Source organism: Eisenbergiella tayi (genome assembly GCF_001881565.1).
Taxonomy (GTDB): domain Bacteria; phylum Bacillota; class Clostridia; order Lachnospirales; family Lachnospiraceae; genus Eisenbergiella; species Eisenbergiella tayi.
The window spans coordinates 1166504-1184727 of record NZ_MPDJ01000001.1; the positions used below are offsets into that span (position 1 = coordinate 1166504).

At 43.9% G+C, this 18224-nt stretch carries 15 protein-coding genes and 2 tRNA genes; 7 read left to right on the plus strand and 10 right to left on the minus strand.

Translation table 11 applies throughout. The features are described from left to right. Positions 1-123 precede the first annotated feature (123 nt). The 3 genes from BLA28_RS04815 to BLA28_RS04825 all read right to left on the minus strand — a co-directional run bounded on the left by BLA28_RS04815 (position 124) and on the right by BLA28_RS04825 (position 3240). Positions 124-948, minus strand: coding sequence for a carbohydrate ABC transporter permease (locus tag BLA28_RS04815; protein WP_081329849.1), 825 nt, complete (start codon positions 946-948; stop codon positions 124-126). After that, positions 948-1823, minus strand: coding sequence for a carbohydrate ABC transporter permease (locus tag BLA28_RS04820; RefSeq protein ID WP_044965475.1), 876 nt, complete (start codon positions 1821-1823; stop codon positions 948-950). The genes BLA28_RS04815 and BLA28_RS04820 overlap by 1 nt, the downstream gene beginning before the upstream one ends. A gap of 64 nt (positions 1824-1887) precedes the next feature. Continuing rightward, the gene (locus BLA28_RS04825) at positions 1888-3240 is read right to left on the minus strand and encodes an ABC transporter substrate-binding protein (RefSeq protein WP_044965473.1); all 1353 of its coding nucleotides are present in this window, start codon (positions 3238-3240) and stop codon (positions 1888-1890) included. Positions 3241-3418: 178 nt separating this feature from the next. Here BLA28_RS04825 and BLA28_RS04830 point away from each other — a divergent pair, with 178 nt between their 5' ends. From BLA28_RS04830 to BLA28_RS04845, 4 genes are all read left to right on the plus strand, one after another. After that, complete coding sequence (locus BLA28_RS04830) at positions 3419-5221, plus strand: sensor histidine kinase (RefSeq protein ID WP_069156180.1); 1803 nt, start codon at positions 3419-3421, stop codon at positions 5219-5221. A 69-nt stretch (positions 5222-5290) separates the two neighbouring features. Next, entirely contained in the window at positions 5291-6046 is a 756-nt protein-coding gene (locus BLA28_RS04835) for a response regulator transcription factor (RefSeq protein ID WP_044965470.1), read from the plus strand. Between the two features lie 283 nt (positions 6047-6329). Continuing rightward, on the plus strand, positions 6330-7310 hold the full coding sequence (locus BLA28_RS04840; protein ID WP_044965467.1) for a LacI family DNA-binding transcriptional regulator: 981 nt from the start codon (positions 6330-6332) through the stop codon (positions 7308-7310). Positions 7311-7568: 258 nt separating this feature from the next. Further along, on the plus strand, positions 7569-8549 hold the full coding sequence (locus tag BLA28_RS04845; RefSeq protein ID WP_009251612.1) for a LacI family DNA-binding transcriptional regulator: 981 nt from the start codon (positions 7569-7571) through the stop codon (positions 8547-8549). 100 nt (positions 8550-8649) lie between these two features. Here BLA28_RS04845 and galT read toward each other — a convergent pair whose 3' ends face one another. The 5 genes from galT to BLA28_RS04870 all read right to left on the minus strand — a co-directional run bounded on the left by galT (position 8650) and on the right by BLA28_RS04870 (position 14651). After that, positions 8650-10173 (minus strand): UDP-glucose--hexose-1-phosphate uridylyltransferase, encoded by a 1524-nt coding sequence (gene galT, locus BLA28_RS04850; protein WP_069156181.1) that lies wholly within the window; start codon positions 10171-10173, stop codon positions 8650-8652. A 147-nt stretch (positions 10174-10320) separates the two neighbouring features. After that, positions 10321-11484 carry a galactokinase gene (locus BLA28_RS04855; protein WP_069156182.1) on the minus strand — a complete coding sequence of 388 codons (1164 nt, stop codon included), beginning with the start codon at positions 11482-11484 and terminating at the stop codon, positions 10321-10323. Positions 11485-11625: 141 nt separating this feature from the next. Beyond that, positions 11626-12528 carry an AraC family transcriptional regulator gene (locus BLA28_RS04860; protein WP_009251615.1) on the minus strand — a complete coding sequence of 301 codons (903 nt, stop codon included), beginning with the start codon at positions 12526-12528 and terminating at the stop codon, positions 11626-11628. Between the two features lie 3 nt (positions 12529-12531). Beyond that, positions 12532-13665: an aldo/keto reductase gene (locus tag BLA28_RS04865; protein WP_044965460.1), complete on the minus strand. Its 1134-nt coding sequence runs from the start codon at positions 13663-13665 to the stop codon at positions 12532-12534. Positions 13666-13721: 56 nt separating this feature from the next. Next, positions 13722-14651, minus strand: coding sequence for a DUF7916 family protein (locus BLA28_RS04870; RefSeq protein ID WP_069156183.1), 930 nt, complete (start codon positions 14649-14651; stop codon positions 13722-13724). Positions 14652-15174: 523 nt separating this feature from the next. Between BLA28_RS04870 and BLA28_RS04875 the strand changes: the two genes are divergently transcribed. From BLA28_RS04875 to BLA28_RS04885, 3 genes are all read left to right on the plus strand, one after another. Beyond that, positions 15175-15816, plus strand: coding sequence for a trimeric intracellular cation channel family protein (locus BLA28_RS04875; RefSeq protein ID WP_009255919.1), 642 nt, complete (start codon positions 15175-15177; stop codon positions 15814-15816). An 88-nt stretch (positions 15817-15904) separates the two neighbouring features. After that, entirely contained in the window at positions 15905-16972 is a 1068-nt protein-coding gene (locus tag BLA28_RS04880; RefSeq protein WP_069156185.1) for a GNAT family N-acetyltransferase, read from the plus strand. Positions 16973-17053: 81 nt separating this feature from the next. Beyond that, positions 17054-17644, plus strand: coding sequence for a hypothetical protein (locus tag BLA28_RS04885; protein ID WP_069156186.1), 591 nt, complete (start codon positions 17054-17056; stop codon positions 17642-17644). Between the two features lie 104 nt (positions 17645-17748). On the opposite strand, the gene BLA28_RS04890 is transcribed toward BLA28_RS04885, so the two are convergent. Both BLA28_RS04890 and BLA28_RS04895 read right to left on the minus strand, forming a co-directional pair. After that, positions 17749-17821 (minus strand) — tRNA-Gly (locus tag BLA28_RS04890). A gap of 49 nt (positions 17822-17870) precedes the next feature. Continuing rightward, a tRNA-Gly gene (locus BLA28_RS04895) sits at positions 17871-17941 on the minus strand. Between the last annotated feature and the right edge of the window lie 283 nt (positions 17942-18224).

Sequence of the window (18224 nt, forward strand, 5' to 3'; positions counted from 1 at the left end):
TCATGATATATATATAATATGGCGTATATACCATATTGTCAATATATAAAAACATTCAAAAGACAGCTGCTCTATGAACCGTTGTCTTTTGAATTATCATTAATAAATAAATTTTTCAGTTCGTTACCCTTTTACCGCCCCGGTAGAAATACCCCCCACAATATATTTTTGTCCCAATATAAATATAAGCAAAACCGGACACATCGTGAGAACAATATCTGCGCATACCAGATTATACTGCCTTTCATACATACCGAAAAAATTGTAAACAGCCAGAGTCATAGGCCATTTACGGGAATTATTCAGATAATACAATGGCATGGTAAAGTCATTCCAAACCCCCATAAAGTTTAATACGAATATGGTCACAAGCGCGGGTTTGAGCAGATGGATAATAACCCTGGTAAAAAGCTGGATGGGAGTGCATCCGTCAATAATCGCCGCTTCATCAATTTCCTTATGAATGGATGCCACAAACCCATAAACAATAAACAGACTGATAGGAATATTAATCGCAGCATATAGCAGGATAATTCCCGGCCTTGTATTAATAATATGTAATGCTTTCATGACTTTCATCAAGGGAACGTTGCTCACCGGCATGGCAATGCCCAATATAATAAAATAATAGATAAAACGATTGATTCCGGACCGGTTCCTGGACAATACAAATGCTGCCATTGCTACCAGAACAACAATAAGGATTGCGCTGCATGCGGCATAGCAGAAACTGTTCAGAAAGGATGCAAATACCTTCCCCCGTTCCACTACTACAGAATAATTTTCAAACATCCACTCTGTTGGAAGTCTCATGGACATCGTATTGGATTCAGCCGGAGATTTGAAAGAGTTAATAAAGATTACAACCATGGGTATAATAAAAATAAGACTTAAAATAATTGCTGTCAGATTCAGTATTAATGCGGTTATTCTGCCTCGGCTTCTCATCAGTCTTCCTCCTTCATTTCAAGTGCTTTCAACAGGAAATAAGAGATTCCCATGACGAAGATGAACAATATACTGGATAGGGTAGTACCCATTGCGTAATTTCCCTTTGCAAATTCAGAATATACAGCCGTATTCAATACTTCAGTGGCATGTCCTGGTCCTCCGTTGGTCAGGGAATAGATAATATCAAAAACGCGGAAGCCATAAGTCAGGTTTAATACCGTAGCATTTATCAGCACCGGTGCCAGAAGAGGAATTGTAATATGTCTGGTTTTCTGCCAGAAGCTTGCTCCGTCCATGGATGCCGCCTCATAATAAGAAACCGAAATAACCTGCAGCCCTGCCATAATTACCATCATAATATAGCCTACGCCCTTCCAGATATCTACCGCAATTACCGTACCGAACGCCAGTCTGGGATCGGAAAGCCAGCTTTTGGCAAGAAAATCCAGTCCGCATCCTCTTAAAAAGTTATTGATAAATCCATTGGTAGGATTTAAAAGACTCTTAAACACCAGTCCCACTATCAGATAAGACATTACCTGGGGAGAAAAGATAATCATTCTGTGTACATGGTTTCCTTTCACCCACTTACCATTAAACATAAGTGCAAGGCCCACTCCCAATATGGTTTTCAAAGCTGTTGTTACCAGGGTAAATATCAATGTATTCCCGATGTATCCGGAATAGCCTTCCGTATTGCTGAATGCTTTTGCATAATTTCTCAAACCAACAAAATTCACTTCCGATGTATAGCTGTTCCAATCTGTAAAGGAATAAAAAATTCCGAGTATTCCCGGAAGAAAAACCAGGACACCAAACAGAACGAATGCACCGGCCGCCATATAGGTAGGATATCTTTTTTTCATATTCATTATTCAGACCCCCTGTCAAAGGATATGGCCCAGTGTTTATCACACCGGACCATATAGTCAACTGTTATTCCGCCCATGCCGGATCCTTCTGAAGCTGTGCCTGTTCCGTTCGTCTTTTTTCTATATTCTGGAATACTTCATCAGGAGTCATTGTACCGGTGTACATGGCGTCAATATCCTTTCCAACATCCATCCACTGAGGATCGATATACGAAACACCTACCTGCATAACTGTACCTTGAGGAAGGGAATTGATATATTCCACAACCTCCGGTCTTTCTCTGGACTCAATTTCAGGCCAGCAGACAGAAGTGATTCCGCCGCCGTCAAGTCTTTTCTGAAGATTTTCAGGTCTCGCCAGGAAATCAAAAAATTCCTTACATTCTTCTACGTATTTACTGTTTATATTTATAAAGTAGGCATTATTTGTAGGGTTAACGCTCACAGACTGGTTATCTGCCCAGGGAAGGCAGAAAATGCCAAGTTTTCCGTCCATTTCCGGATATGCATTAATTACTTCATCTATCCAATCCATAGACTGATACATCATGGCTGCCTGTCCTGTTCCAAAAGCATCCACGCCTCCTTCTACAGACTGGCTGAGGAAATCCGTACCAAAATAGCCTAAATCAGCACATTCTTTCATCTGCCCGAGTATGGTTCTTATTTCGGTAACCTCGGTTATTTTCATTTCATTTTTATTCAGTTTGTCATACAGATCATCATAAAGCGTCACATAGTAAGAACCTGTTTCAAACAGCGGCAAAACCTGATGCCATCCATTCTGGCAGGCTTCATAAAGAGGTGTCTTCCCGGAATCCTTAATAGCCTGGCAAACTGCCTTAAAATCTTCATAGGTTCTGGGAACCTCCAAACCTAAATCTGCAAAAATATCTTTATTATACACACATGCAGACACTCTGGTCCCGGGGAACTGGATTCCATAAACTTTGTCATTATAGGATACTCCCGGAAGGACAATCGGATCCATCCGTGATACCCATTCCTGATCGCTTAAATCCACGCAATTTTGTTCCGGGTTAATCCGGCTGTATAAACTCAAAGGATCTGCATCCACACACATAATGTCATATGCCTCACCGGAGTCCAGCTTTGTTTTCAGCAAATCTCTCCACTGATCATCGGGAGTAATCTGAAAGTCTATCTTAATACCAGTTTCCGCTTCAAATTCCTCTGCCAGCTCCTGAACCACTCCCGATGTGGGAAGCCCGGACTGATGGGTTCCGAAGGTAAGTGTAATATTGCGTTTTTCCTTTCCGCTTTCCGTACTCTGTACCTCTCCCTGTACCGTATCCGCGCCTGAATCTGCATCCGTGCCGGATCCGGTGCTTCCGCATCCCGCCAGCAGACCCATACACACGGCAAGGCTTACTATCATCGCTTTTCCCTTTTTCATTACAACACCCTCCTTGATTTTTCAGCTGATTCCTGTAATATTATATTAAGGTTCCTGACATCCCGAATAGCTCCGGGCAGGTCCTTTACATATTTGTATCGTATAATATTTGACAGGTTTCGTACATGTACAGAAGCGGTTTGGTTATGGATATTTTTGCCACCGCAATGGAGGGACTATGAAAAAGAAAAACACTCTGCAAAGCAGATTATTTAAAAATTACTCCTTCATAATGTCCCTCATTCTCATACTCTGTTTTATCATCCTCAGCTTTTTCTATATCCATAATGAATACCGCCGTATGATCGATTATCTGAATACTCTGACTTCCTCTATCGCCAATAATATCGAGCAGGAAACCGATAAACTGTCCAATGCTTCCATGAATACCATCTATTCAAAATCTCTGAAAAGTTGCATGGACAATATCGATCCGCAGGCACCCGACTGGAATCTCATAACTGAAGTAAATAAAGTTATAGGTTCCATCATCGGCCCTTATTCTACCGTATCACAAATTAATGTATATTCCATCCACAATTATATGGTGGGCTGGGGTACTTTCAGCATCAGCCAACCGGCTGTTCTTACCCGTCAGCCCTGGTATAAAGAGGTGAATACACTTCATGGTTATAAATATATTGGTCTGCCCTCTATGAATGAAGAATTTACTAAAATCAATCCTTATATGAAGAGCCGATATTACCTTTCCATGCTTCGTATGTACTATGATTCCGCCTATCAACCTCAGGGAGTAGTAGAAGTTGTACAGGACTGCAGCATCTTTTTTTCTTATCTGGATGAGTTGTGCGAGGATAATCCTGAATTGTCCGTTCAGATTATTAACAGTGGCGGTGATCTTATTTATCCCTATAAATCCCACACTTCTACGCCCGGATATTATAAGTCCGTCCAGGAAGGAACTGTTTATCAGAATACCGGAAATATTGTTTATGATGAAAACGGGAACCGATTATTCTTAACATGGAAGGGAGAAGAAAAATCCGGCTGGAATATTCTTATTACCCAGAATACCCGATATCTTTTTGAAAAGCTATATCCTTTCCTGCTTGTATTTACCGGATTCCTCGCCGCCTTTTTGTGCGCTTCCATGTATCTTTGCTTTCATGTAGCCAAAAACCTGATGCTGCCTCTGAATTCTCTGAAAACACAGCTGGAAAAAATAAATCTGGATGAGATTCTTAGTTCAGATACCTCCCTTCTTATCGACAGCCAGGAGAATACCACAGCAGAAATTGAAACTTTATTTGAAATATATAATGACATGTATTTATCCCTGAAAGATTCCTCAGAGTCCATCATCAATGCAAAAGCAGAAGAAGCCAGAGCCAAACTGTTTGCTACTCAGTCCATGCTTAAACCGCATTTTCTTTATAATAATCTCACTAATATCAGCATTATGGCGGAAAACAATATGACGCCTCAAATCATTACATTTTGCAGCAATCTGTGCCGCTATCTGCGTTACATCTCTTCCGACGGACTGGCAAATGTGGACATTGCCACAGAACTGAAATATTCCGTCAGTTATCTGGACTGTATGAAAATCCGCTACGGTGATAAGCTTCATTATCAGTTGGATATTCCTGATGAACTGAAAAATATTCAAATACCAAAACTCACCCTGCAGCCGTTAATTGAGAATTCGCTGAAATATGCATTTCCGAATTCACCGCCTTGGATCATACGGATTGCTGCAGCAATGGAAGATCAATTCTGCTGTTTATCAGTAAGTGACAACGGAATCGGTTTTTCTGAGGAATCCCTGGGAACACTAATAAAACAGCTGGATGAAATCCGACATTCAAAGGATATTTATTCCATAGAAATCGGAGGTTTGGGAATCCGGAATGTATTCCTGCGCCTGTTGTTCATGTATGGAGAAAAAGCAGATCTTTTGATTACCGGAAGCCAGAATGCAGGAGCTAAAATTGTTATTAAGATTCCAATAGGCAAATAACTATATAAAATCAGAATACATAGTTATTTATAATATGTTCAGTTGTTATGGGATAAGGGGGAAGCATACATGAACAAATACCGTTATATCGTAGTAGAGGACGAGGAGTTAATCTGCCAGAATATTATTCGTAAAATTGAAGGCCTCGATCTTCCTCTTCAGTTCTGCGGAGAAGCGGAGGACGGCGAAAAAGCATTGGTTTTAATTGACCAGCAGAATCCTCATATTGTTTTCACAGATATCAAAATGCCTGTCATGGATGGTCTGATGTTATCTAAGGAGCTATACTTTGCCTATCCTCAAATTAAAATTGTTATAATAAGCGGTTATGATGATTTTGAATTTGCCAGACTGGCTATGAAATATGGGGCATCTGACTTTCTGCTTAAACCGTTGGAGCTTGATGAATTACGTACCTGTGTACTGCATATAACAGCTCTGTTGGATGCTTCCGGAAAAATTCTGCTGGAGGACAGCGGCATGGCATCCTCTATGAGCCGTCAGGAAATCGCTGATTATGTAGAAGAATTTATCAAAAAAAACTACAAAGAAAATATAACCTTAAATGATATAGCTGATTCCTTAGGCTTTACTCCTGACTATATCAGCAAAATTTTTAAAAAAGAGAAAAATATAACTCCTATTAAATTCATTACAAAGCTTCGCATTAATGGTGCCAAACAGCTTTTAGCCTGTACAGGTTTGGACATTCTATCCATCAGCCAAAACGTCGGATATACAGATCAGTTTTATTTCAGCAGGGTATTCAAGGCACAGACGGGAATGTATCCCAGTGAATACAGGAATAGAAAAGAAATGAACTAATCATAATATTTTCATTTAATTGATATGTTTTACGTAATATTTACATTTTATATCAGATCAACTGAGTAAAATTATCAATAAATTTCTGTCACTTTGTCCAATACACAAATATTATTTATTTATAAAATTAGTTACTTTTTAAAAATATAGGCAATTATTGTCATTTTATGTAACATACACCATTTTTATTTATCATACAAGATTGTCTTTCCTCATATTTTCTGATAGTATTAATGTAATAATTTTCATAAAAAAATTTTTTCATGATTCCAAAGGAGATTTTATGACAATTTCCAAAGGCACTACCATTCAACAAATTGCGGAGCTTGCGAACGTATCCACCGCTACCGCATCCAGGGTTATCAACCAGCCTGAAACCGTTAAGCCGGAGACACTGCGCCGGGTACTTCAGGTTATGAAGGAACTGAATTATCAGCCAAAGCAAAATATTACGCGTCTTCTTCTCGCTACCTTCCCCAATTTTACCAATCCCTTCTACAGCCTCTGTATTCGGGGAATGCAGGAAGCGGCAAGAAAGCGGAATTATAAGATATATCTTCAGCAGATCGATGATCCCACCAAAACAGAATCCTATGACTTTTTGCTGGACAATCACTTGTTTCACGGCATCATCTTCACACATCCGCTTCCCGATAAGCAGCTTCTGGATCTAATCCTTATAAAGCATCCCGTTGTCATGTGTTCCCAGTACAGCATATCTGATGATGTTCCCTGTGTTGTAATAGATGATTATGCGGCGGCTCAAAACGCTGTCTCCTATCTGATTTCAATCGGGAAAAAGAGAATTGCCCTGATGAATTCACAGCAGGACTACAGCTGTTCCTTATACCGGGAAAACGGCTATCTTGATACCTTAAAGGAAGCCGGTCTTCCTGTTTATCCGGAATTTATCACACATGTAAATGATGTGGACTATAGCCTGGCCTTATCCGCCGCTTTAAACATGCTTTCAGGGAAAGTCCGGCCCGATGCTGTGTTCTGCATCTCCGATGTGTTCGCCAGCGCCGTTATCAAGGCCGCCGGACAGCTGGGCCTGTCCGTTCCGGAGGACGTAGCCGTTATGGGCTTTGACAATGTGGCTCTTTGCAATATGACCATACCGACTATTTCTACAGTCAGCCAGCCAATGTACCAGCTGGGGTGGCAAAGCAGCAATCTGCTGATCGATCAGCTGGAGGGAATCCCTGTGGTTTCCAAACGTATCGTTTTAAATACGGATATTATAGTAAGAAAATCTACCTGATCCTTCTCCGATCTGCAGTAAAAATTTCCCCATAAAAAAGCTTCTGACTGTGAATATGGAAGCTTTTTATGGGGAAATTTATCTGTATTGAAATATTTACATAAGTAATACATATTTTTCTGTAAATTTTACATAATAAATAAAAATACCTTTATCAGCTTATACTTTTATTTGATTTTTTTTCAAACGTATGCTAGTCTTTTTACAGAACATACAAACAGATGCCGTTTTTAATCGTGCGGCGGAATGGAGATACAAATGGCAATTTCTCAAAATATTACCATTAGCCAGATAGCGGAAAAGGCTGGCGTTTCCATAGCCACAGCTTCCAGAGTTATTAACCAGCCAAGAACCGTTAAGGAAGAAACCCGAAACCGGGTACTGCTTGCCATGAAAGAGCTGAACTGTCAGATCAAGCGCAATACCAACAAAATCCTGTTGGCAAGCTTCACCGATTTCGTAAATCCTTTTTACAGCCAATGCATCGCAGGAATGCAGATAGCAGCCAAACGCAGAGGCTATCAGCTGTTTTTACAGCAAATCGAAAATGCGGAAAATCCTTCATCTTATGATGATTTGATTAACAGTAAATTATTTCAGGGCGTGATATTCTGCCACAATATCCCTTCAGGAGAAACTTTTGACAGCCTCCGTATAAAATATCCTATTGTTATGTGTTCTCAATACAATAAGGATGAGGATATCCCCTATGTTGTGGTGGATGATTATAATTCTGCAAAAAATGCAGTGAATTATCTTCTTTCCGTAGGGAAGAAGAGGATTGCTTTTATCAATTCTTCCAAAAACTACAGCTATTCACCTCTCAGGGAAAAGGGCTTCCGGGATGCCCTGAAGGCTTCCGGCAATCCTGTTAATGACAACTGGATTATCCATTTGACAGATATCGATTTTAATGTGGCTTTTTCGGTGGCAACCACATTATTATCTTCCTGTGATAAGCCGGATGCGATTTTCTGCGCATCCGATGTATATGCCTGTGCCGCGCTTAAAGCGGCGCATACCCTGCATTTATCCATCCCTGAGGATGTTGCGGTAATGGGATTTGACAATGTCAATCTGACCACTATGACTGTGCCTACCATATCTACCGTAAGCCAGCCTACCTATCAGCTCGGCTACCAGAGCTGCAATCTTCTTGTGGATCAGATCGAGGGGAATCCTGTTCCCAATCAGAAAATTGTTCTGGCAACAGAAATTGTGGTCCGCAGCTCTACCTGACACATGATTCTGGCTATTCATAGGCCGGAACGGCTTTCCGGGCAATTCCTTGTCCCGCAGCTGTTCCGGCCTATTCTTTCCTTCATCTTTTGTTTTATTCTCAGTTTAACGATTCCACAAACCGGCCGAATGCCTTCCGGCCTTCTTCTGTCCGCTTATATACTCCGGCGTCCTCCAGAACCTCCATAAATACTTTCCCGATCTCTTTCTGAATAATTTCATGGATGTTTCCTGCGTTTACTTCTTTATATTGGGGAAGGAATTCCTCAACCCAGTCGGCATGCTTGCCCAGCACTTCATCACTGCGGATGTCAGCACCGTCAAGGATGGCTTTTTCCAGATCCGCCATCTCTCCGTCCAGACGGGAGGGCAGGACAGCCAGTCCCATAACCTCAATCAGTCCGATATTTTCTTTCTTAATATGATGCAGCTTTGCATGGGGATGATACACTCCAAAAGGGTGCTCCTCCGTGGTGATGTTATTGCGCAGAACCAGATCCAGTTCATAATTTCCTCCCCTTTTCCTGGCTATGGGGGTAATGGTATTATGAGGCTCTCCATTGGTTTCGGCATAGATAAAGGCCGCTTCATCCGTGTATCCGCGCCATTTTTCCAGAATTACATCAGCAAGGGAAATCAGTCTGTCGCTGTCAGGTCCGGCCAGGCGGATAACAGACATAGGCCAGTTGACAATGCCTGCCCTGACATCCTCGTACCCTTTTACCGTAAAGTCCGTATCCACAGCCGCTTTTGCCATGGGGAACTCATAGTGCCCGCCCTGGAAATGATCATGGCTTAAAATAGAGCCTCCCACGATGGGCAGATCCGCGTTGGAGCCCAGCATGTAATGAGGAAACAGCTTTACAAAATCAAACAGCTTCACAAAGGTATCGTGTTCGATTTTCATGGGGATATGTTTGGAGTTAAAAACGATACAATGCTCATTGTAATATACATAAGGGGAATACTGAAAGCCCCACTGACCGCCGTTAATGGTGATGGGGATTATTCTGTGGTTCTGCCTTGCGGGATGGTTCACACGTCCGGCATAGCCTTCATTTTCCATACACAGCTGGCATTTGGGATAGCCGCTTTGTTTAGCGTTCTTTGCAGCCGCAATCGCCTTGGGATCCTTTTCCGGCTTGGAAAGGTTGATGGTGATATCCAGATCGCCGTAGGGTGTCGGGGTTACCCATTTCTGATCCTTGCAGACACGGTATCTGCGTATATAATCCGTATCCTGGCTGAATTTGTAAAAATATTCGGTAGCAGCTTCAGGAGAGACTGCATAGCATTCCCGGAATTTACGGATAATCTCACTGGGTCGGGCCACAAGGACACTCATGATCTTCGTATCAAATAAATCCCTGTATACAACGCTGTCATTTTCCAGAAGTCCTTTTTCTGCCGCATAATCCAGCATATCCTTCAAAATACCTTCCAGCTTTTCCGCCAGCAGGGGTTCTTCTTCCTTATCCGCTGTAATGGGAGTCTCCGCATCCTCCGGTTCCTCCAGGCCAAAAAGCTCTAAAAGACGGTTCATTGTATAAATGGTATCCTCAGGCTCCACAAGTCCTGTCGCAAGCCCATACCGCACTAAATCCCTGATACTGTTCTGAATCATTTTTCCCTCATTTCTGCGCCCCGTGGGCTCCTGCCCTGACCGGCGCCTGCATTCTTACCTTTTGATACTGTCTCTCACTTACTTGTACCCTGCTGCCGCATTTTGGTACAGAAAGATGGACGGCCGTAAACCAGCCGTCCATTGCCGTCAGATTAAGCTCGGACCATCGCCGATTTCCACCACATAGAAATCTGCCGCATAACCGATTTTCTTCAGATATTCCGCTCCTACCTTTTCAATAAAGCTGTCGATGGCATCCGTTTTAACAATACTTACCGTACATCCGCCGAAGCCTGCCCCTGTCATACGGGAGCCTATCACGCCGTCAATCTTCCAGGCCTCTTCCACCAGGGTATCCAGTTCAATTCCGGTAACCTCATAATCATCCCTGAGGGATACATGGGAAGCATTCATAAGCTGTCCGAACTGCTCGATATCATTCGCCTTTAAAGCGGCAACCGCTTTGATGGTGCGCTGGTTCTCATAAACGGCATGCTTTGCACGTTTCCTGCGCACATCATCCTTGACTGCCGTTTTATACTGTTCAAACTGTTCCTCTGTCAGATCACCCAGGGACTTGATTCCCACAACCTCCTGGATCTCCGCAAGGGCGGTCTCACATTCGCTTCTTCTCTCATTATATTTGGAGTCACCTAAGCCCCGCTTCTTATTGCTGCAGGCAATCACGATCTTGGCGCCTTCCAGCTGGATGGGCGCATATTCAAAGCTCAGATCCGCGGTATCCAGGAAAATGGCATGATCCTTTTTCCCCATGGCAATCGCGAACTGATCCATTATGCCGCAGTTAACCCCGTTAAAATTATTTTCAGAATACTGTCCGATAAGGGCCAGATCCTGATTGGTCACATCAAAGCCGAACATATCCCTGAGGATAAAACCGGTAAGAACCTCTACGGAAGCAGAGGAAGACAGGCCGGATCCGTTGGGGATATTGCCGAACAGCATCAGATCCATGCCGTAGGGGATTTCCATCCCTCTCTTTTCAAATGCCCACATCACGCCCTTGGGATAGTTGGTCCAGTCGGCATCCTTTTCCGGCTTCAGGCCGTCAAGGCTGCTTTCCAGCACTCCCAGGTGCTCAAAATTCATAGAATAAAAACGCAGCTTTCTGTCGGCACGCTGTCTGGCTGCGCCATAGGTCCCGATAGTCAGCGCACAGGGGAATACATGTCCGCCATTATAATCCGTATGCTCCCCGATCAGGTTCACACGCCCGGGGGCAAAGTAGGTCTTAACACCTGTGGTATCCCCAAAAACTTCCCCAAATTTCTGCAGTATCTTCTCTTTCATACGCCTTCTCCTTTTTTCTTTTCAGTCAAAGCTTTTCCTATTCCGCTTTCTGTGTCCGCAACCGATTTCAAGTTAATTTTATCATATAACAAAAAACAGGTACCGGCAAAGAGATTTTTGTTGCAGGTACCTGTCAAAATGTTAACTATTCAATTCATTAATCTGGCTGATAAAATCCTCAACCTGTTTCAGATATTCTTTATTTCTGCGGTTTTCCCCTTTTTGCATCTCTTTTCGATAGCTGGAGGGGGACATTCCCTTCATCTGTTTAAATGCCTTTGTGAAAACAAGGGGATCATTATATCCGCAGGACAATGCAATACTTTCCACAGGAAGATCCGTCACTGCCAGAAGCTCCGCCGCTTTGGTAATCCGATAGGTGGTGAGGAACTGCTGGGGAGACATCCCCATGGAATTTTCAAAAAGGGTATACAGATAACTGCGGTTAATGCACACATATTCAGCTACATCCGTCACCTTGACCGGGTTGCAGTAATTGCGCTGAATAAATTCCACCGCCCTTTTCACATACTGGTTTGCCTTATCCTCTTCTGTTTTTTCAGACGGTCTGGCATTTTCGGCAATGAGGGATAAAAACAGATGAAGCTGCCCGTTTCTGCGAAGCTCATTGGTCAGTCCAAAGGTATTGTGCTCCATCATATCCCGCACACTGCGGTACAGCTCGTCCGATCTCTCGGAATGGAATACCGGATGCCGTACCGAAAGGCCCATATAGGAAACAAAATTTTCCGCACCGCTTCCGGAAAAACCTACCCAGACATAAGTCCAGGGCTCCTTTTCATCCGACTGGTAAAAGGAAAGCTCTCCCGGAGTTATGAGGAAACCGCTTCCGGCTTCCAGAGGATATTCCTGGCCCGCGATGCGGAAAATCCCTTTTCCGCTAAGCACATAATGGATCATATAATGAGGCTTCAGGGCCGGGCCGAAGCTGTGCAGCGGCTCCGTTTTGGAGCAGCCGCAGCAGTTAACCACAAGGGAACCAGTCTGTTCATTTTTAAATTCCAGCTTATATGCTTTTTCCATAAATTATGCAAAAATTCGTTCATCCAGATCTTTCTGCACCTGTACCAGATTATCTCTGATCGAAAGCTTCTGGGGGCATAAGGCTTCACATTTACCGCATTTGATGCAGTTCTTAGCCTTCTCTTCGTCTTTCAGTTCCTTCTCCCATGCACCCTTCACATGGTCGTATGTACGATACATATGGTATCTGTTCCAAACCTGGAAGTTGCCCGGAATGTTAACGCCGGCAGGACAAGGCATACAATAACGGCAGCCTGTACAGCCATTCTGCACACGGGAACGCAGTTCTTCCACAATTGCCTTGATTTTGTTCTCTTCTTCATCGCTCAAGGGGCTGAAGTCAATAAATGTCTTCAGATTATCCTCAACCTGCTGCATGGTGGACATACCGCTCAGAATCACCTTCACATTGGAATGGCTTCCCACCCAGCGCAGAGCATAGGATGCAATGCTCTTGTCCGGATCCATTTCACGGAATTTAGCATTGATATCATCGGAGAAATTAGCAAGGCTTCCGCCCTTAATGGGCTCCATGATAACAAGCGGTATTCCCAGGCTTTCAGCCAGCGCATAGCCCTTATCCCCGGCCTGCTCCTCCGTATCCATATAGTTATACTGGATCTGGCAGAAATCCCAGTCACGGTAACGGATGATTTCATCAAACACTTCATAATCATCATGGAAGGAAAAGCCATAGTAACGGATCTTTCCTTCTTCCTTAAGCTTAGCACAGTAATCAACTACACCCAGGGCTTTCATTTCTTCCCATTTTTCCTTATTTACCGCATGCAGCAAATAGAAATCGATATAATCGGTCTGCAGTCTCTGAAGCTGTTCTTCAAAAATACGCTTTGCGTCATCCACGCTTTTTACTGCCCATAAGGGAAGCTTTGTTGCAAGATAGAAAGAACTTCTGTCATACTTTTTCAGAACCTTTCCAACAAGCGGTTCACTTTCTCCATTATGGTAAGGATAAGCGGTATCAATATAGTTAACGCCTGATGCAATCGCCTTATCCATCATTCTTTCTGCTTCCGCCTCATCGATTTTTCCATCAGGCGTGGTGGGGAAACGCATACATCCGAATCCCAGCAGTGAAGTTTCAATTCCCAGTTTTTCCAGTTTTCTCTTTTCCATTAGTCCTCTCCTTTTTGTTTGAAAACTTATTGCATCGGTCTTTTCCGCAGAATATATCAGCGGTTTACCGATAGTGCCATTCTGTGATAGGTATGCCTTACTCCTCTGACAGCTATGGAGTAAGCCATGATATTTTCCGGTACTGCCATTCCCGGATATCCCGAATCGCCGATATGATGAATATCTGTTCCGGTCATTTTACAAAGCAGCGCGATCTGCTTTATGGTAGCGGTATCGGCTCCTTCCTGGGAAGTCCCCACTGCCGTTATGGTCAGCGCTCCCAGTCCGTGCGCAAAAGAAACCAGCTCCCTCACATATTCCATGGTTATTCCCGGAACAGTCCCAGGCGCCGGAAGAAGTATAATATCTGCCCCGGCTTCAGCAAAGCTTTGAATGTCTTCTTTCGTAATAATCCGTTCGCCGCCTTCGCTGAGGATTCCCGAAGCATGCATTTTCCCCGCCGCAAGTATGATTTTATCACCCAGGGCGCCGGAAATGGCTTTCAGAGAATCCGTTATGGCCTTATTGCTCACCCCGTTTCCCGGGTTTCCGGTAAGCACAAGCAACTGGACACCCATTTCACAGGCTGTCCCTGCATTTTCCACTGTGGCTTTTCTCCCGGGAGTCATTTCCCACAAAGTTCCTGCATTCTCAGCCGCCGCCGAATCCTCCACAGGTTCCAAATTGATTCCGATCACTCTCCCGGTCAGTCTTTTCAGCTCACGGACCGTATCCCCTGAAGATACCCCCTGCGGGAGCCCTTTTACCACGGGTTCCTTCACATCGAACATATTCAAAAGAAGGATATCCGCTCCCATGGATGCCGCAAACTCCGCATTTGTCACATCCCCCAGCAGAGGCTGGGTAACCCCGATGCATTCGGCAGCCAGCACCCTTCCTTCGCTTCCCGCTATGGAAGCAAGCAGCTCCTGCTTTGTAAATGCAGCTAAATCTGAAGCGCTGCAATCAAGTATTCTTTTTGTCATTCCATCCCTCCCCCATTCCGAAGTTCCGGTTTTTCACCTGATAATTTTTATTATAAAGCATTAATTAATGATTTACTATCCCCTTTATAAAAAAATTTACGAAAAATTTACTACGGCAAGTAGTTGTTCCCGAAGCCCGCTCCGCCTTATCTTCCCCTCCGCTCCCCCGCGCCCGGTTTTTTCCGCAGAGGCCGCCGTCCGGCAAGGTTCCTGTGCAGGCACGCTCTCGCTCGGATAACTACGCAGCGGTACTAAGGCTGCAAAAGACGCAGCCCAAGGACCGGCGTATTTATACGGCCTTTACAGGAATCCTTGCCGGACGGTGGCCTCTGCGGAAAAAACCGGGCGCGGGGGAGCGGAGGGGAAGATAAGGCGGAGCGGGCTTCGGGAACAACTACTTGCCGCATCATATAAGGAAAAATAATCGTGGAAAATCAGGGAAACGCTTGGGTTATTATTGAGCGCCGTCATTTTTCATGCTATGATGAAAAAGCTTGGATTATGAAAAGAAAGGTTTATTACTATGGAACTTCAGCCTTCCGTTATCTTTGCTATTGAAATTATTGGGACAATTGCCTTTGCCTCTTCAGGGGCGATGGTGGCTGTCCGTAAAAAGCTGGATTTGTTCGGGATTATTGTATTGGGTGTCATCACTGCTGTGGGCGGAGGTATGCTCAGGGATATTTTGATAGGGAATATACCGCCGAATATGTTCCGCAATCCGGTATATGTGCTGGCTGCTTTTCTTACTGTGCTGGTGCTTTTCATGCTTTTCCGGTTCTGGCCTTCTCTTCTGGGAAGCCGGTATATGGAGAGTTATGAAAGAATAATGAATATTCTGGATGCCATAGGTCTGGGGGCGTTTACGGTAATTGGGATCGATACGGGTGTGGAAGCGGGGTATGGCAATTATCATTTCCTGATAATCTTTCTGGGGGTGATCACTGGTATCGGCGGAGGTATTCTCCGGGATATTATGGCGGGGGAAACTCCTTATGTGCTGAAAAAACATATCTATGCCTGTGCTTCTATTGCCGGAGCGTGTCTGTACGCAGGACTTCTTGAGGTAAGCAATTCCGATTCGGCGATGATTGTCAGCGCGCTGCTTGTGGTGGCTATCCGCATTCTTGCCAGTCATTTCCGCTGGGATCTTCCTACTGTGTAGGCTGCTGGTCCAGTACCCGGCCAGTGGCTGCACAGTAAAGCGCTGTCATGTTGCAAACCATAAATTAAACCGTGATCAGGAGAACCGCATGAATAAAGAAAAGCTGATAATCCGGGAAATGAAAGAGGGAGAGGAAAGGGAAATTGTAAAAACAGGAAGACGGGCTTTTCCTGCCTTCGAGGCTCTTTTCGTGGAATCTCCCAGGATGACAATGGCCGCTGTGTATGAGGATAAAATTATCGGAGGGATCATTTATAAATTTATTTCCTCCGGCGGGAAAAGAATTGCATATATATCAGAAGCATTTGTGGATCCGGATTATCATGGTTCAGGTGTGGGGACAAAATTATATAAGGAAACCTTTTGTCACATATGGGATCAGGGCTGCGACGGGATGACCGCCCTTGTTAAGGATGATAATGTGGCATCCTGGAAATTATTTATGGAAAATGGTTTTAAAAGAGCAGGGGCATTTGAAGTAATCAGACAGGCTGGGATCTCCGGAGCACTTCTGCAATATCTGAAAACACCCGTTCCCTTTGCTGTGGGAATGGATTTTTATATGGTTATGAAGGAAACGTCTGTTAAAGAAAAAGATACGGGTGTTTGCCAGCTTTTTTCTTTTCTGGCCTCCAATTTTCTTCTTCTGCTGCCTGTATGGCTGCAGCTGTTCCGTAGGTCTCCTCAAAGCCTTCCTGTTTTTATGAGCGCTTATTTTACTGTTTTGACCTTGTTTGTTCTGACCCGGTACGCCGGAACCTTGTTCAGCAGGCGCAGCTGGAAATTTCGTTTTAATAATGGAGGAAGCTTTCTCACTGTCCTGCTGGGTCTTTTTGGAAACACCTTCCCCATGAACGGAAACTGGTACCCTGATAAATATGAGAATACGCCTGACTTCCGAAGAGATATGGCCATTCCGGAAATCATAAAATGGGCGGTTTTCAGTCTTGCTGCATTGCTGGGTTTTTCCGGGATCCCATATTTGAGGAGCGTTTCTCAGATTATCTGTTACTATCTTATATTTATTATCATCCCCTTGTATCCGTTCGAAGCTTTGGGCGCGGGGAGGATTTACCGTTTCTCCAGATTACTGTGGCTGTTTACAGCCGTTCTTACGGTGCTGGAGCTTACTCTCGTCTTTCATTTTGCCGGATAAACGATGGGGCTGCGCAGAAACACACTCTTCCGGAATATGAGCATATACTATCATAATAACAAATATGTCAGGTGATATGAAATGAGCGATGATCCTCGCAGTGCTATGATACAGGATGGGAATATTATGCGTATCGAGAACGCATTGGTTGAAGAAACCTTCTGTTTCAATGATTCCAGCGGTTATATCATAGTGTCCTACTCCGTACCGGGCGAAAACAATACTTCTTTCATAGAATATATAAGGCTCAATTTCAGCAGAAATACCGTGATAATCAATTCATTCGGACAGAATGTGTGTCCCTGCTGTCTTCAGAAGGGAATGTGGGTTAATGTCATCTTTTCTTCCCGCATGACCAGAAGTATTCCTCCGCAGTCAGGCGCGCTGTTAATCGTGGTGAAGAGAGGAATTCAGACTCCCTCTTCCGTAACCACAGCCCCTGTTGCCTATGTGGATCCTGCCAATAATTTTCTTTATACCGGCAATCCCAATAATATCAACAGCCAGACGAGATTTCTGATAACAGATACCACCACGATTACAAACCGTTTTGGCAACCCCGTCAGTCTCAGTGCGCTGCGTCCCGGACAGCTTGTCAGGATAAGGCATGCGAATGCCATGACAGCAAGTATTCCGCCTCAGACAACGGCCTTTGCCGTACAGTTAGTTTAGTACGGATATATGGCGGTGCCTGTCAGCTGGCAGTAAATGAAATAATTTTAAAAAACAACGGCTTTCCGATTTCCGGAAAGCCGTTGTTTTACTGAATCTGTGAGAGCGATAGACGGGGCTCGAACCCGCGGTCTCGACCTTGGCAAGGTCGCGCGTTACCAACTACGCCACTATCGCAATTTTAATAGGAATCAGAAATTCTTCTGAAAGCAGGTAATCACCCACAAGCGGGTGATGGGAATCGAACCCACGTATCCAGCTTGGAAGGCTGGTGTTCTACCATTGAACTACACCCGCATATATATAAAGCGTTCCACGTTTCAGCGTATACCGCTATCCACGCTTCCCGCGAGATGCCTGAACTGAAACAGAACAGTTATGCATCACGAACGAATTATATATTATCATGAGGTTTTCCTGTTGTCAACCCATAACTTTATTTTTTTATACGTTTTTACTTAGGACTTAATTTTCAAATTAAGTTCCATCCCGATATGGAACTTAATCAGCAAAACTGGAAATTACTCTGACAAGGCTCATCCATAGAACTTACTCTGATGAAAAATTATCCATTTCTCCT

Bases quoted from the DNA above. Each gene is read 5' to 3' on its own strand.
- BLA28_RS04815 (WP_081329849.1), bottom strand. From the start codon at position 948: ATGAGAAGCCGAGGCAGAATAACCGCATTAATACTGAATCTGACAGCA.
- BLA28_RS04820 (WP_044965475.1), bottom strand. From the start codon at position 1,823: ATGAATATGAAAAAAAGATATCCTACCTATATGGCGGCCGGTGCATTC.
- BLA28_RS04825 (WP_044965473.1), bottom strand. From the start codon at position 3,240: ATGAAAAAGGGAAAAGCGATGATAGTAAGCCTTGCCGTGTGTATGGGT.
- BLA28_RS04830 (WP_069156180.1), top strand. From the start codon at position 3,419: ATGAAAAAGAAAAACACTCTGCAAAGCAGATTATTTAAAAATTACTCC.
- BLA28_RS04835 (WP_044965470.1), top strand. From the start codon at position 5,291: ATGAACAAATACCGTTATATCGTAGTAGAGGACGAGGAGTTAATCTGC.
- BLA28_RS04840 (WP_044965467.1), top strand. From the start codon at position 6,330: ATGACAATTTCCAAAGGCACTACCATTCAACAAATTGCGGAGCTTGCG.
- BLA28_RS04845 (WP_009251612.1), top strand. From the start codon at position 7,569: ATGGCAATTTCTCAAAATATTACCATTAGCCAGATAGCGGAAAAGGCT.
- galT (WP_069156181.1), bottom strand. From the start codon at position 10,173: ATGATTCAGAACAGTATCAGGGATTTAGTGCGGTATGGGCTTGCGACA.
- BLA28_RS04855 (WP_069156182.1), bottom strand. From the start codon at position 11,484: ATGAAAGAGAAGATACTGCAGAAATTTGGGGAAGTTTTTGGGGATACC.
- BLA28_RS04860 (WP_009251615.1), bottom strand. From the start codon at position 12,528: ATGGAAAAAGCATATAAGCTGGAATTTAAAAATGAACAGACTGGTTCC.
- BLA28_RS04865 (WP_044965460.1), bottom strand. From the start codon at position 13,665: ATGGAAAAGAGAAAACTGGAAAAACTGGGAATTGAAACTTCACTGCTG.
- BLA28_RS04870 (WP_069156183.1), bottom strand. From the start codon at position 14,651: ATGACAAAAAGAATACTTGATTGCAGCGCTTCAGATTTAGCTGCATTT.
- BLA28_RS04875 (WP_009255919.1), top strand. From the start codon at position 15,175: ATGGAACTTCAGCCTTCCGTTATCTTTGCTATTGAAATTATTGGGACA.
- BLA28_RS04880 (WP_069156185.1), top strand. From the start codon at position 15,905: ATGAATAAAGAAAAGCTGATAATCCGGGAAATGAAAGAGGGAGAGGAA.
- BLA28_RS04885 (WP_069156186.1), top strand. From the start codon at position 17,054: ATGAGCGATGATCCTCGCAGTGCTATGATACAGGATGGGAATATTATG.